This window comes from Limosilactobacillus portuensis (genome assembly GCF_014838735.1).
Taxonomy (GTDB): Bacteria; Bacillota; Bacilli; order Lactobacillales; family Lactobacillaceae; genus Limosilactobacillus; species Limosilactobacillus portuensis.
The window spans coordinates 79,976-94,882 of the sequence record NZ_JABUXQ010000006.1; the positions used below are offsets into that span (position 1 = coordinate 79,976).

16 protein-coding genes are annotated in these 14,907 nt (G+C 37.8%); 4 read left to right on the plus strand and 12 right to left on the minus strand.

Translation table 11 applies throughout. The annotated features are described in order from the left end of the window. Nucleotides 1–9 precede the first annotated feature (9 nt). Nucleotides 10–438, minus strand: coding sequence for a division/cell wall cluster transcriptional repressor MraZ (gene mraZ / locus HUK49_RS03135; protein ID WP_191911594.1), 429 nt, complete (start codon nucleotides 436–438; stop codon nucleotides 10–12). Between the two features lie 164 nt (nucleotides 439–602). Then, complete coding sequence (locus tag HUK49_RS03140; RefSeq protein ID WP_191912619.1) at nucleotides 603–959, minus strand: DUF3397 family protein; 357 nt, start codon at nucleotides 957–959, stop codon at nucleotides 603–605. Nucleotides 960–1,090: 131 nt separating this feature from the next. Here HUK49_RS03140 and HUK49_RS03145 point away from each other — a divergent pair, with 131 nt between their 5' ends. Further along, a complete protein-coding gene (locus tag HUK49_RS03145) occupies nucleotides 1,091–1,210 on the plus strand; it encodes a DUF4044 domain-containing protein (protein ID WP_102169019.1) in 120 nt (39 codons plus the stop codon). Nucleotides 1,211–1,417: 207 nt separating this feature from the next. On the opposite strand, the gene HUK49_RS03150 is transcribed toward HUK49_RS03145, so the two are convergent. From HUK49_RS03150 to HUK49_RS03160, 3 genes are all read right to left on the minus strand, one after another. Further along, complete coding sequence (locus tag HUK49_RS03150; protein WP_191912620.1) at nucleotides 1,418–3,721, minus strand: DNA translocase FtsK; 2,304 nt, start codon at nucleotides 3,719–3,721, stop codon at nucleotides 1,418–1,420. Between the two features lie 16 nt (nucleotides 3,722–3,737). Further along, on the minus strand, nucleotides 3,738–4,247 hold the full coding sequence (gene trmL / locus HUK49_RS03155; RefSeq protein ID WP_003716825.1) for a tRNA (uridine(34)/cytosine(34)/5-carboxymethylaminomethyluridine(34)-2'-O)-methyltransferase TrmL: 510 nt from the start codon (nucleotides 4,245–4,247) through the stop codon (nucleotides 3,738–3,740). Nucleotides 4,248–4,417: 170 nt separating this feature from the next. Continuing rightward, the gene (locus HUK49_RS03160; protein WP_178695983.1) at nucleotides 4,418–5,272 is read right to left on the minus strand and encodes a methyltransferase domain-containing protein; all 855 of its coding nucleotides are present in this window, start codon (nucleotides 5,270–5,272) and stop codon (nucleotides 4,418–4,420) included. A 103-nt stretch (nucleotides 5,273–5,375) separates the two neighbouring features. On the opposite strand from HUK49_RS03160, the gene HUK49_RS03165 reads away from it, so the two are divergent. Next, entirely contained in the window at nucleotides 5,376–6,401 is a 1,026-nt protein-coding gene (locus HUK49_RS03165) for a lactonase family protein (protein ID WP_191912621.1), read from the plus strand. A gap of 67 nt (nucleotides 6,402–6,468) precedes the next feature. On the opposite strand, the gene HUK49_RS03170 is transcribed toward HUK49_RS03165, so the two are convergent. From HUK49_RS03170 to HUK49_RS03180, 3 genes are read right to left on the minus strand one after another with little or no spacing between them, the layout of a single operon-like run. Then, entirely contained in the window at nucleotides 6,469–7,353 is an 885-nt protein-coding gene (locus HUK49_RS03170) for an RluA family pseudouridine synthase (RefSeq protein ID WP_102169015.1), read from the minus strand. Then, the gene (locus HUK49_RS03175; RefSeq protein WP_003716820.1) at nucleotides 7,353–8,168 is read right to left on the minus strand and encodes an NAD kinase; all 816 of its coding nucleotides are present in this window, start codon (nucleotides 8,166–8,168) and stop codon (nucleotides 7,353–7,355) included. The genes HUK49_RS03170 and HUK49_RS03175 overlap by 1 nt, the downstream gene beginning before the upstream one ends. Nucleotides 8,169–8,177: 9 nt before the next feature. Continuing rightward, a complete protein-coding gene (locus tag HUK49_RS03180) occupies nucleotides 8,178–8,822 on the minus strand; it encodes a GTP pyrophosphokinase (RefSeq protein WP_040531036.1) in 645 nt (214 codons plus the stop codon). Between the two features lie 166 nt (nucleotides 8,823–8,988). Here HUK49_RS03180 and HUK49_RS03185 point away from each other — a divergent pair, with 166 nt between their 5' ends. Continuing rightward, complete coding sequence (locus tag HUK49_RS03185; RefSeq protein WP_235980946.1) at nucleotides 8,989–9,624, plus strand: DsbA family protein; 636 nt, start codon at nucleotides 8,989–8,991, stop codon at nucleotides 9,622–9,624. A gap of 58 nt (nucleotides 9,625–9,682) precedes the next feature. Here HUK49_RS03185 and HUK49_RS03190 read toward each other — a convergent pair whose 3' ends face one another. The 4 genes from HUK49_RS03190 to spxA all read right to left on the minus strand — a co-directional run bounded on the left by HUK49_RS03190 (nucleotide 9,683) and on the right by spxA (nucleotide 13,451). Then, nucleotides 9,683–11,059 (minus strand): C69 family dipeptidase, encoded by a 1,377-nt coding sequence (locus HUK49_RS03190; protein WP_191912622.1) that lies wholly within the window; start codon nucleotides 11,057–11,059, stop codon nucleotides 9,683–9,685. A 67-nt stretch (nucleotides 11,060–11,126) separates the two neighbouring features. Next, the gene (locus HUK49_RS03195) at nucleotides 11,127–12,119 is read right to left on the minus strand and encodes a competence protein CoiA (RefSeq protein ID WP_191912623.1); all 993 of its coding nucleotides are present in this window, start codon (nucleotides 12,117–12,119) and stop codon (nucleotides 11,127–11,129) included. 104 nt (nucleotides 12,120–12,223) lie between these two features. After that, on the minus strand, nucleotides 12,224–12,910 hold the full coding sequence (locus HUK49_RS03200) for an adaptor protein MecA (RefSeq protein WP_191912624.1): 687 nt from the start codon (nucleotides 12,908–12,910) through the stop codon (nucleotides 12,224–12,226). 139 nt (nucleotides 12,911–13,049) lie between these two features. Then, complete coding sequence (spxA, locus tag HUK49_RS03205; protein ID WP_102169010.1) at nucleotides 13,050–13,451, minus strand: transcriptional regulator SpxA; 402 nt, start codon at nucleotides 13,449–13,451, stop codon at nucleotides 13,050–13,052. A gap of 294 nt (nucleotides 13,452–13,745) precedes the next feature. Between spxA and HUK49_RS03210 the strand changes: the two genes are divergently transcribed. Further along, nucleotides 13,746–14,240, plus strand: a complete 495-nt coding sequence (locus HUK49_RS03210) for a hypothetical protein (protein ID WP_191912625.1) — start codon at nucleotides 13,746–13,748, stop codon at nucleotides 14,238–14,240. Nucleotides 14,241–14,907 lie beyond the last annotated feature (667 nt).

Here is a 14,907-nt window from a genome sequence, read left to right on the forward strand (position 1 = left end):
AATCCCCCATTAAAAATCGATATTTAGATCTTCAGCAATCTGGTCAAAATCATCTTCAGTAGATTCAGTAAACTGCTCCCACTTTTCCGCACTCCAAATTTCGAGCCGATTAGCAACTCCTACTACAACACACTTCTTTTGTAATTTGGCATGTTGACAAAGGGTATCCGGTAAGTTAATTCGTCCTTGCTTATCAAACTCGCAATCCGTTGCGGCTGAGTAAAGAAAACGAACAAAAGCCCGGGCATCACGTTTTGTCAGCGGTAATGCCTTTAGCTTTTCTTGTAGCTGTTCCCATTCATTAAGCGGGTAACCAAATAGGCACCCATCTAAGCCACGAGTGACAATAAAGTGAGTGCCTAATAGTTCACGAAATTTTGCAGGGATGATCAGTCGGCCCTTGCTGTCGATCGAATGTGTATATTCGCCCATAAACATTGGCCTTTACCTCCCCACAACCACTTTATAGGTAAAGTCTACCACAATCCCCCACTTTCCACCATATCATTTCAAAAATAATAGTTGATAATAAAAAAAGGTAGCAAAAAGTCATCATTTTCACAAAACAACTTTTCGCTAACCTATACTTAACATTATTAATATTATATTAGTGGTAAATTCTGACAGAACAGTGATCCTACAAAGACGATCACTGCCAAAGCAACTGATAATCGCCAAAATGCCGGCCAATAGCGACGATAAATAAATTCTCCATAGTGAACTGTTTGAACAATAATTAAAAGGATTGCAACAATCATCCAAACTGCAATCGGGTACGCAATCCAGTAAAGACTGGCGATATTATACACGCTTAGCAACCATAAAATAATTGTCCAAATAATTGGACTATGAATGTGACGATGCCGACGAGCAAGGTGAAAGACCTTGCCAATTAAATTTTCAACAAACCAAATAACAACAAGTAATATTAATTGAAGAAATGCGATTCGATAATCCATAACTGGTTCTAACTACTCCCGATTAATTTCTAATAATAGTTTATCACAGCACACTAAGATGTTTGAAATCACCTTATAAAATGATGTAGACTATTACTATTATAAATTCATCTATGAAGGGCGGTAAAAGGATGCAACACAAAAAGAAAACACGTTTTCAAAAGATTACAATGGTTGCTATCTGGCTTATGTTAATTGCAATGCTTGGTTCATTAATTTTCGGTGCCATTGCTTCATTAGGCGTAATGTAATTAAATTAAGCGAATAATAAAATAAGGGGAGCGTGACAGAAGTCATTTATGACTTCGTTTTCACGCCCCCGCGAGCGCAAATAGGGTTCCAGAGTTCGGTTATACCGGACACTGGAACCCATTTGCGTACCGCGCTGTTCGTATTTGAACTTGGTAAAAGTACTTATGTCACAATCCTCTTATTTATTATTCAAATCAAGCTCACATCTATTCATCCTCAGCCTGATCCTTTTGCTTAAAAACTTCCCGCGGCTTAGAGCCATTAGCTGGCCCGATGTAACCGCGCTGCTCCATGTCATCAATAATTCTAGCAGCACGATTATAACCTATTCGAAACCTTCGTTGAATTAGCGAAGTCGAGGCTTTTTGCTGGTCCACAACAAACTTCAATGCTTCAGGGAAAAGCTCGTCTTCATCCTCAGCCTTTTCTTCCTGAGCAATTTCATTATCAGTAACAACCATTTTCTGATCATATTCCGCTGGCCGTTCCTTTTTAATAAAGTCCACCACCGCCTCAACATCTTGATCAGAAATAAATGCTCCTTGTACACGAACAGGTTTATTTTGGTCAATCGGTTCAAAAAGCATGTCACCCCTACCGAGTAATTTTTCCGCCCCGTTAGTATCAATTATCGTCCGTGAATCAATCCCACTAGACACCGCAAAGGCAATCCTCGATGGTACATTTGCTTTAATTAAACCAGTAATAACATCAACTGAAGGTCGTTGAGTAGCAAGAATCATATGAATACCAGCAGCCCGCCCCATTTGTGCAATCCGGACAATTGCATCTTCAACATCATGGGAAACGGTCATCATCAGATCCGCTAATTCATCAACAATTACCAGGATTAACGGAAGTGCTGGCTGTTCTGTTGCCTTTTCTTGATCATTATTATCACGAACTAACTGGTTATAGCCCTTCAAATTACGAACACCAAACTTGGCAAACAGTTCGTACCGGCGTTCCATCTCAGCAACAACTTTACCTAATGCCCGGGCAGCCTTTTTAGGCTCAGAAACCACCGGACTAAGCAAATGGGGAATGCCATTATAAACACTCAATTCGACCTTTTTAGGATCAATCATTAAAAACTTTACCTGATGTGGCTTGGCTTTTAATAAAATGCTTGTAATGATGTCGTTAATCGCAACTGACTTCCCACTACCAGTAGCACCAGCAATTAACAGGTGCGGCATTTTGGTTAAATCAGCCATCATTACATCACCCGTAACGGTTCTGCCCAAGGGAACATTCATTGGGTGATCATCGTGGGGCATTGACTCAATCATGTCACGGAAGCCAACAGTTGCAACTTGCTGGTTTGGAACTTCAATCCCAATCAGTGACTTTCCCGGAATTGGTGCCTCAATTCGAATATCCTTAGCAGCAAGGGCTAATGCTAAATCATCAGCTAGGTGGGTAATTCGACTAACTTTAACACCAACCGCTGGACGTAATTCATATTTTGTTACCGATGGACCAAGATTAACATTTTCAACCGTTGCTTCAACGCCAAACGATTTTAAGGTATCCTGGAGCTTTTGGGTATTCTTTTTAATTGCGTGTAAGTCATCCCCTTGATCCGTTTGCGGGATCTTAGTTAACAGGTTAAGTGGTGGTAACTGGTAATCAGCATCTTCTTTTTCAGTTGCTGTTGCTAATTGCAAATCATCACTCGCGGAATCTTGTTGTTCAGCGGCAGTTGTTTTAACAGGTGATTCTTCATTACTCGTATTAGCAACGGTAATCCGTGGTTCAGCCTGAGAAGAGCTCATTTGCTGGGGTGAGCTGGTAACAACCGATTCATTAACAGCTGGTTTAGAATTTGACTTTTTTACTAAGCTAACGTTCTTTTTCGGTGATGTTCGTCTTACACGAGAACGTTTAGGAAGCTGTTGTTTAAACTGACGAACTGCAGCCGGAACTTTTTTTAACTGCTGACCAAAACTCGTTAAAGCCTGATCCCAAGGAATCGCAAAGAAGATCACAATTCCAGCAATAATCATTAGCCAAGCTAAAATTGCTGTCCCCTGCTGACCGATTAAGTAATTACTGCCACTATAAAGCAATGCCCCAATCATTCCACCACCAATGTTCGTTGAATTACTGGTTTGAAAGAAAACTTTACTCAAATTATTCCAGGTAACAGCAAGAAAATTAGCATGAAGATTTAAGTGATTAAACATTAAATAGTGGAGCCAGATCAAAGCTCCAGAATAAGCAACAATAAATCCCCAGATCCACCGTTGATTATACTTTGGCTGATGACCAAAAAAAGTCAATGATATTCCAGAAATAAGAGCAAGGATCATTACTACTGGGTAAGACTTACCCACTAAGACACTGAAGATCCCGACCAGTAGCTGACCAATAACTCCCAGATTAAATAACCCAATTAGCATTAAGAACGTAAGAATTAACCCTACTAAATTAGCTACGAGCTTTGCTTGCCCTTTTTTGTTTGTTGATCGACGGCGACCGGTTCCCGATCGTTTTTTCCTTGCCATGATAGAACTTCCCCACTTACTTTAACTTATCAAAATGGTATTTATGCACCCGAGCTAGGTTTGGAAAACTTTGCTGACGAAGTGCTTCGTAAATGACAATTGCTGCACTATTCGAGAGATTTAATGCCCGAATATTATTGTCATTTTGTGGAATCCGGATAGCATTTTCCGGGTACCGTCGCATAAATTCTTCAGGCAGCCCCGTCGTTTCTTTACCAAATAAAAAGTAATGATCCCCATCAGCTGTATAATCCACATCAGTATAATCACGACTCGCAAACTTTGATACAAGATAGAGCTTACTAATATCAGGAACAGTCGAAACAAATTCCCGTAAGTCATCGTGGTAGGTAATCTTAACCTTATCCCAATAATCTAATCCTGCACGCTTCATGTGTTTATCATCCGTTGAAAATCCCAGCGGTTTAATTAAATGCAATTCCGTATTCGTCCCCGCGCATGTTCGGGCAATATTTCCAGTATTGGCTGGAAATAATGGTTCAAATAGTACAATATGGTTTGTCATTATGATTCTCCTTAGGCAAATAAAAAAAAGCAGGGTCTCGGTGTTGGCACGGCGAAACGCTGCTTTAATGAAGTACTCCTTGGCAATTACCAACGAATCTGTTCGATGTCAATTGCCAAACGATTTCTCATAAGATAATTTACCACCTTTAAATCGAATTAGCAATACCCTTAATCACTTTTTTTCGCTACCAATAAACTAACATCAACAGTAATTGAAGTAAGATTTACTAATTCATCCCCAGTCGGCTGGTGGACATCCTTACCCCAACTCATTGGCGTCATCTTAATCATATCGGTAACTAGTTCATGAGGAAGATTAAATTGGTAACGGATTGGAATCTGTTTTGCATCTGGATAATGCTGTTTGAATAAACTTAAAACTCTACTATTGTCGTAATGATAATGTTGATCCTGATTTCCATATAGTAAATGGCGCAATTCCAGAAGGTAATCGGCATTGGGAATTACTTTCATTAAATTACCGCCCTCTTTTAGAACCCGATTAAATTCACGGTAATCTGAAGGCGAAAAAAGCTCCAAGACTGTATCGAAAGATTGATCAGCAAAGGGTAACTGCCGTAGATCCGCTACGCAAAAGAAAGCATCAATGTCAAGCTGAGTTGCCAAGGTAATCCCGGGTTTTGAAATATCAAAGCCAACATAGAAATCTTGGTTGTGACGAAGGGCAGCTAACTGACCTAATGGGGTTCCTTCACCTGTTCCGACATCTAAAATGGTCTGTGGAGTTGTTGGAAGCAGCGAATTAACCTCTTCAATAATCGGTTTAAATAATCCTGCTTCAAGTAGTCTTCGCCGTGATAAAAACATTGTCCGATCATATTCCGTTGTCCCCTGGGTATTCAAAAAGTGAAGGTAACCATGACGATTAAAATCAATTGTATGTCCTTCTTCACACACAAGCGTATTTCCAGTTAGTCTAATATACCCCTGGTGACAAATTGGACAACGAAACGTATTCAGATGACCCTGAACTAATTTTTCAGCACGTTCGATCTTTTTCATTTGATTTCTCCTAATTTTTTACTATTTACAGTGTACCATAGCTAGTATTAAGCTTAACGAATTGCTATCATAGAGGTAAGCATTTTCAAAGGAGGCAGTTTAATTGACTGAACAATTTTTAATCGGTACGTATACCAAGAAAGATAGTAAGGGTGTCTACAAGGTAACCTTAGATCCCCAAAAAGAAGAAATTACCAAGGTTGAATTAGCAATTCCTTCACAGAAGCCGGCTTACTTACAAGTTGGTTCAGACAAACGGGTTTACGCAGTTAAGCAAATTGATGATCAAGGTGGTGTTGCATCATACTCCCTGAAGGATGACAATGCTAAGATGCTAAGCAAGGTTTTGGCTGCTGGCGCCCCTCCTGCATATGTTGGCCTTGATGAAAAGCGGCACTTACTTTACAGTGCCAATTACCACACTGCAAAGGTTGATGTCTTTAAGATTAACGATGACGGAACATTAACCCAAACTGACTCAGTCCTTCACCAGGGAGCTACTGGCCCACAACCTGAACAGGATAGTCCTCACGTTCACTTTGCAGATTTAACTCCTGATCAGCGTTTAGTTGTTTGTGATTTGGGAATGGACTTGGTTGTTGTTTATGATGTTTCTGCTGATGGAAAATTGACTGCGGTTTCCCGTTATAAGTCAGAGGACGGCTTTGGCTCACGTCATATTGCATTCCACCCTAATGGTAAGTATGCTTACCTTCTCGGTGAACTAAGCAGTAAGCTTGAAGTCCTTAAGTATAATGCTACTGATGGAACCTTCAGTCATGTTCAAACCATTAAAACAATTCCCGATGATTGGACTGCTCACAATGGAGCTGCCGCAATTCGTCTTTCCAAGGATGGCAAGTTTATTTACACTTCAAACCGTGGGGAAAACACCATTGCGGTCTTCGAAGTACAACCTGACTTTACGGTTAAGCATATCCAATCCATCTCAACTGAAGGTGATTTCCCTCGTGACTTCAACCTTAGCTCTGATGAATCATTCTTATTAGCTTCTAACCAAAACAGTGATAACTTGACCCTTTACAAGCGTGATCCAGAAACCGGAAAGCTAACCTTATTGCAAAAAGATGTAGCATGTCCTGAACCAGTTTGTGTTCAACGCTTCTAATTTATTAAGTAATCAAAATGACCACTACAGTTTGTTAATTTTCTAAACTGTAGTGGTCATTTCTAGTTTAAATTGAATCAATCAAATTCAGCATATCTTCCGGTACAGGAGCCTGAACCTCTATCCATTGCTGCTTAAATGGACTATAGAATTTCATCCAGTAACAATGGAGCGCTTGGCGAGAAATTATTTGTTTACCACCATACATTTCATCACCAATCAATGGATGACCTAAGTACTGGAAGTGAACCCGAATTTGGTGGGTTCTTCCCGTATGGAGGCGAATGCGTAATAGCGACATTTGAACTGCTGATTTTTCTAGCCAATATTCCGTAACTGATGGTTTTCCCGTAGAAATTACTGTTCGCGAAACGAATTTCTCGGGATCCCGATCAATCGGTGCATCAATATAGCCATGGCGAGCATTGATCTTTCCACCAACAACTGCATAGTAATTTTTCTTTACTTGGTGTTTCTTTAATTGTTGATCCATAACCGCGTGAGCAAAACGGTGCTTGGGAAAAACCACCAAACCACTAGTATCCTTATCCAACCGTGTAGCAACGTGAATTACTAAGTTCTCATAACCTTGACGTTCATAATAATTACGAACCCGGTTAACTAAACTGTCAGCAACGGTAACGTGATGTGCCGGAACAGTCGCAACCCCCGCTGGCTTATTAAGGATTAAAAAGTCACGATCCTCATAAACAATATCAATAGGAAGATCACTAGGAATAACATTATCATTCGGTTTTTCAGGAGGTAGGATCAGTGAAAAATGATCACCAGGATTAACAAGATCGACGGTCCACCGATCCTCACCGTTAATCTGCATTTTTCCTCCATGATAAACTGCGACCTTGATTAGACTTGCGCTGACCCCTTCATGTTTTAAGGCAGCACGGAGTTTTCGTGGTTGACTCCCTGTGTATTGCCATTCAAATTTCATTATTTTGCGCCACCAATAAATGAATCTTTAACCCGGTGCCAGAAATTATTGTGACGGTATTGGGCAAAGTTAATCCGTTTTTTGGCAACTTGATAAGTAATTTCTACTAATTTACGCTCCCCAACTGATGGTTTTAAACGAACTTGATCCCGATCACAGGTCATCACATGTCCATTAAGATCTTTTAAGCGAAGCATCAGCTTTGACTCAGAGCCAAAAATAATCGGCGATCCTAACGTCCTAAATACCCGATTATTTAAAGATGCCATTTCTGCTAGCTGAAAGCCAACAATTTGAGGATCCATAATTGCACCACCAACAGACTTGTTATAAGCAGTCGAACCTGTTGGTGTGGAAATGCACAGCCCGTCACCCCGAAATGTTTCAAAAAGTTCATTGTTAATGAAAACATCACAAACCATTGTCTTCGTAATATTCCGGACAGTTGATTCGTTTAATGCCGTGTAGTGATCAATCGAACCGTCGGAATAAATAGCATGCATATCAAGCAGTGGGTACGAAACAGACTGTCCGCTATCATTGACTAGACTTTCAACTAGATCGTCCATCTCATAATTTCGCCAGTCAGTATAGAAGCCAAGGTGTCCCGTGTGGATTCCAACGAACCGAATCTTATCTAATAAAGCTTCATAGTGATGAAATGCTGACAGTAAGGTTCCATCTCCACCAATTGTAATAACAACGTTGGGCGCATTCTGATCAAGCACTAACCCAGCCTTGCTCATTTCAGCTTTAAGTAACTTACTAATTCGTTGTGACTCTGCTGTTTCATTGTTATAAATTGCGACTCGCATATAATCTCCTTATCTGTCTGGTATGTTCTGATCACCTGGTGTTCGATTTGAGAACATCGTTTGTGCTTCTTGAATTTCCTCGCGAATTTCTGACATTTCATTATCAAGTTTAAATGCAGCTTCTGCAGCTCGCTGTAACCGTGCAGATAATTCTTCTGGAAATTCACCCTGGTACTTATAATTTAGTGAGTGTTCAATTGTTGCCCAAAAGTTCATTGCTAGTGTCCGAACCTGGATTTCGGCAAGGATCTTTTTCTCACCGGAAATCAACTGAACCGGATACTCAATAACAATATGGTAAGAACGATACCCACTCGGTTTAGCATTACTAATATAGTCACGCTCTTCGAGGATTGTCATATCACTCCGTTGACGAAGCAGATCAACTACTTGGTAAATATCTTCAACAAACTGGCACATAATTCGTAATCCGGCAATATCCTGCATATCCTGTTCAAGTCGATCTTCCTGAACATGACGTCTGATCATTTTTTCCTTAATACTATCTACTGGTTTTACTCGCCCAGTAACAAATTCGATCGGTGAATGCTGTGTTTCATCCTGATATTGTTTACGGATACCTCTTAATTTAACTTTTAACTCATTAACAGCTTGTTGGTAAGGTAGTAGAAAGTGTTGCCAATCTTCAACCATATAAAACCCTCCCATTAAAGTTCGCATTTAATTCTAGCACAATCATTCCCAAAACAGCATAAAACTGATCCATAAATCATAATTCTTTACAAATTTAGCTTTTTTTGCAAAAATAAATTTGTTTAGAAAAATTGTCAAGTTAGTGTTAAACGAGGGGGAGCATTTAATGCTAGAAATTCATTTATTTGTCAATCCACTAGGGAGTCGTTGCTTTCGGTGTGAGCATGATGTTCTTAAAATTGATCATCAACTTAATACCAAAGTTAATTATCGTTTTATTCCATTCTTTAACATGGCAACCATTCAACAAACTATTGAATCTTACCACTTAAATCAACACAGTTTAGCCGTTCGTCAAAACGTTTCTCGGACGATCTATCAAGTAATTCTTGATTACATGTCGGCCTCTTTTCAAGGGAAGAAACGGGGGCGGCAATTTCTCTTAATCCTTCAAAATGCCTTAATCAAAGAAAACATTAACTATAATAATGATCTGGTAAAGAATGCTGCTTTACGATCTAACCTTGACCTAGAAATGTTTATGGAAGATCGAAATTCGTCCCTAGCGAAGAAAACATTTCGTCAGGAGCAGCAGGTTGCAAAAAGTCTAGGAGTTAAGGAGGCTGCGACTGCTGTCGTTTTCGATTCGGACCAATCACAATATGGATTTTTACTCAATAATTTTGATTACGATACACTTATTAATGCCTATCAGAATAGGCACTTAGAAGATGAAATATCGTTAACCAACTTTATTAAAAATTACCAATCGCATTCCCAAATAAGAACTGTTCAAAAATAATAAAGCTAAGAATGGCCCTCAAAGTTCAAGTGAGAACTTTGGGGGTCACTTATATTAATTAGTATTTTAAGTGAGCATTCATAAATCCATAATTAACAAGTTTTCCTAGCAACTTCATTGCTTCTTGATAGGATATTTCTGCCATCTCTCCATTAACCTTACTTAAAAATGCAGTAATGTCATCTTTAGTTAGAAATTCACGATCAGCTTGGTGTTGTAATGCCAATGTCTGCGTCATAACTTGCTCTGCAAAATCTTCAATCATTGGTTCCACCCTTTGATAATGTTGATCGGCAATTGCCATTATGGTGTGATTTAGCCAGTAAATATCTTGAATATCAAAAGTTGTTTTTGTATCACAATAATGTTGTGGTGTTTCTTGAATATTTGTATAGAATGGAACAACTGCATTAACTGTGTTCGGACCAAAGGCAAGCCACTGAACTCCACTAATTCGTGGATCAACGTTATTCCTGATTTGAAGAATATGAAGCTCAAGATTACGGTTTAAGGCAATTGAACGAAATGGCGCATTCTCATTAGTGTATGGATCATAATCAGTACCTTGATAATGGGAACTCATTAACTCCTTAATCTCTTGAATCGTAATTTTATGTTGTGGGTAATTAATAAACGGCAGCATTTGATCTGTCGGTTGGTTCCCCTGATCACCACTTAGCCGACGTTGAACGTACCATGCTCGAGGATTATTATATCGAGTATCACGGACTGTACTACTACCAAAAATCAATCGTAAATTATAATCATCTGGTTCCGGATTGAGGTGGTTACTGTCTATTAATTCTTTCAAATCTGCAGAACATAGAGTATTATTTGCTGAAAAATCAAAGTGAGTAATGTTCAGTCGATTTGGTGCAATCACATATGCATCGTCAGGAATTCTAACTGCAGCCCAATGATGGCCACCAATTGTTTCTAAATACCAAACTTCATCTTGATCTCCAAATGCCATTCCATTTGCTTCATAGGTTCCATATTTTTCTAAGAGTTGGCCAACCCGTTCAACAGCTTGCTTAGCGGTTCTGACATAAGGCAAAACGAGGGTTAGAAAGTCTTCTTCACCAATCCCATCTTCACTATTATACGGGTCAAGACTGAGAATTCGTGGATTACTAGTAATTGTTTCAGTTGCTGTCATTGAAACATTAGCAGAATTAATTCCATTGGCTCCAAAAATTCCAGCACTACTATCCGCATCAGGAGTTGATGTATACCGTAACGGGTTAGTTGGGAGGTTAATCGTAAACTTTGTTGTTTTACTTTCATAATATCGTGGCTGCTTTTCCGGCTTAACTACTACAAATCGCTGTGGATCAAAGTTATTTGAATAGTCTTCAACCCGGCAAACAATTGTTGAACCATCAATGGTCGCCTTTTTCCCTGCAAGGAACGTTGTACAAGTATGATATTTCATCTAGGTCATCCCCGATTTATTTTTTCTCTTCTATTATTTCATATTTTATCAATCACCACTAATAATTTTATTGAATTAATCGTTGAATTTCTTGATATTGTTTCATAATCGATCTGTGATAACTTGGATGACTTATTAAAATAACTGTCTGTCCATCAATTATAATGTTACCGCTTTTTAGTAATTGTTTAGTAAATACTTCTAGGTAATCATTAACGATCTTTGATGAAGAAAGACAGGGAAATTTCAACCATTCAGTTAAGTCTACCTTTTTCAATAAGCGATACCATGAATCTAAACTAAAGCTAGCAAACAGCGGGATATTACTTAACTTCTTTACAACCAAACACCGCCAATATATTTCTGGATGATTAGTAACTTGAATTCCTAAAGTTTTTTGGTGACAAATAACTGGTAATCCCCTTGTAAATTCCTTAATACAAGAGTTAATTCCCTGGAGTAATGAAAGTCGACGAAGAATGCGGTAATCATGAGTTACTTCTTTTAAACTGAGTGGTTTTTCTTTTATAGCCAGTTTAACTAATCTGAGTATTTTAGCTTTAGTATCCCAAAACATAATTGTATACTGCTGATTAACTAATTGGATAAATTTTTGCGTTTGCCGCTGATTTAACTTCTGCTTATACGGTGAACCCAAAAACCAATAACACTTTATCCCAATGCTTTGATAACCGAGTGTTCGTTTTTGCAGAGCGGTTAAAGATAATGGACTACATTGAAATTCAATGACAACTCGTTGTCCGCCTATTCTAAGAAAAACATCTGCCCGTTGCTCTAACTGGGGAATATAAACCTCAAGTTCTGCTTGCCACCCCTTTTTCCGTGCCCATTCAAAGATTTGTTGTTTTCCCAGGAGATGTTCATAACTCTCGCCTTCCCGTAAAGCACACCCGCTATTTCCCTGATGGGCAAAATGAGCAATCTTCCTCTGCCCGTGCTTAAGAATAAGGTATGCCCCACATTCCGGACAACAATAGTTCTTTCCTTGACAAGCATCAGCGGCATTGATAAATTGATCGTTTAACTTTGCTACTAACAACTTTTTCGCCTCCCCTTACATACAAGACGGCAAAATTTATTAATTGCATCAAAAAACATCCCTTGAATTTTAGGTAATTCTCGGGATGTTTTTGTTATGATACTTTAGTTAAAATAATGTTGAATCAAATGTAGGGCTGAGATTTCCATTAGCTTTTTTGAATGTTCTGCTAAATAATCAGATGCCAGATTAGTTGCGTTCCCATATTCATATGCTAATGCAATCTGGTTCTTTATCTCTTCATCTGTATTCTCATCAGTAATAAGATATTGCAAAGTTAAATAATATTGATCATTGTACTTATACAGCTCACTAACCACATTATCATCCTCGACAACTTTTGCGTATTGAATCAGGTCTTCAAATTGATCAAACCTAACAACAACCAGCTTTGTTAATGTGTCTGAATCACTTGATGATATTGGATAATCATCAGCTTTCAGCGACTCATCCGACTCATTAGTTGATGATTCTTCTTTCCTGCGCTGAGCAATACTCTGTCGAATATAATCTGTAATTGCATCGTTTCGATCATCACCCATCGCATTCACTTGATCATTCTTACTGATAAAAAGCTCCAGACCATTCCCTGTTGGCATTACCTGAAAAGTTACTGAATCATTATCTTGAAATTGGTGAGTGGAATCAACTTCCTTTAAAATACTATAGAAAAAATCTTGAATCTGCTTATGGTCACTTAACAAATCAAGAATCTTTATTCCCCGTTCCTCAAGATCATTCGAGTCGACTAAAACACGAATTGTATTTTCATTAATGCGCTCCATTTCCATAAAAAGCACCTCCTTCGACTCGACATCTATATTACTACTATTCTAACCAATTTATCACAAAAGTAAAGGAAGAAAAAACGCAACATAAGACTCGTCCAAGTCAATACATTGCGTCTATTTAATCCTTTATTCTCTAATTTTAAATCATATTAGCTTTTCGCTCAGCTTCAGCTAATTCTAATTCACGAACCTGACGAGGGAGAAAACGACGAATCTCATCCTCATTATAACCAACCTGAAGTCGTTTCTCGTCAACAATAATTGGTCGTCGGAGTAATCCTGGATTCTTACTAATCATTTTATACAATTGCTTCATTGGCAACTCATTCAAATCAACATTTAACTTTGAATAAGCTTTAGAACGCTTAGAAATAATATCTTCCGTACCATCCTCTGTCATTCGCAAAATGTTTTTGATTTCACCTATATTAAGCGGTTCAGAAAAAATGTTCCGTTCTTTAAAAGGAATTCCATTTTCTTGTAGCCATGCTTTTGCCTTGCGACATGAAGTACAACTTGGAGACGTGTAAAGTGTAACCATTAAATAAGAAGCCTCCTTTAGAGCTAATCCTTTATAATAAACTCACCACTATAGTTTTAATTGTACAATGTTTTTTATATTATTAAAAGTGGCAGCGTGATTTAGTTACTTTTTGTAAGTAAAATTATAACATGTGGCTGTAGCATTTCAACCCCTTTTACTAATAAACTAAATATTTTAAATAAAATTTTGCTCCAAATCGAAGCTAGATTTGGTAGTCAATTAACTGATAATTGGTAATTAACTGAAATAAAGTATTATAATAAATCTATACAATTAAAAGGAGGAACTGCCATGTTATCAAAATTAAGTTTAACGTTTGGATCACGGCAAATTTTACAAGATATCATTAACAAGTATCCAGACAGAAAATTTAAGCTCATGCAGGCTTCGGTTCACAGCAATAATTTAGCACTATTCGATTTTTCTAATGAACCAACTATTTTTAAGTCTCCCGTTGAATATACGGTATTAGGAGAACGATTAAATAGTAATTATCGAGGAATCCTTTATTATCAATCATTCCAAGTGGATAATGATCACCAAAAAGTTCTCTTTAACACACTTAGTAAGATGGTTGATGACCCATCCCCATTAATTAATGGACAGGCTTTTCTCCAAGTTGACAACAAAGATGAAAGTACCACGTTAGTTCTCCTTACCGCATTAAATGATTTTGATGATTTAATGGCCTGGAAGGAAACTGAAGACTTCGAGCAGTTAGCTAGCTTTACTACTCGCGATCCTAATAATACATACTATGATGAAGTATATCGTCCATTAATGTAATCGAATTAAATAATTGGTAAATCACAAAATAATGACTAGGTAATTACTCCTTAACTTAGATATTATTTTGTGATTTTTTGTATCTAAAATTACTCTATTAAGGCTCTCGATTGGCCGTTAATCCCCTTGATAATCTTGTTGATGGATTAAAACGGTCACAGACACGGTAAGGTAATTTTTTGAAAGAGTTAATAATAATAAAAAGTTATAGGTAGTAAGAAATTATATATATTTATGACTATTCAAAATTACTAGTATTAATCGCTTTTTCTTTTACTATTCATATAAATAAAATTACGGATATTAATGCTTCGATATTAAAATACAGACGACTATAACTATCACCAATGGCTTCCTTATTAATCCTTCCTCTTTTAACTGTAAACTCGGAAGGGAGTAGTTATCGAGCATACAATTTATTAGTATAAGAAGAGGTGTAGTCGCGTTTCATTCCCTACATACCAGCGAACAAGTACGATACTTTAATCATAAGAAAACAAATTTAAGTAAGTTAAAAAGGAATCACCTTATTAGATGATTCCTTTAGGTTCTACAATTTTAAGTACTGATGGACTTAACATCAGTGCTTATTTTAGTTTAAATTTAAAATAAAAAACGAAAGATGGTTGGACCCCGTCTTCGTTTAAGAAAGGACCATCTTTCATGA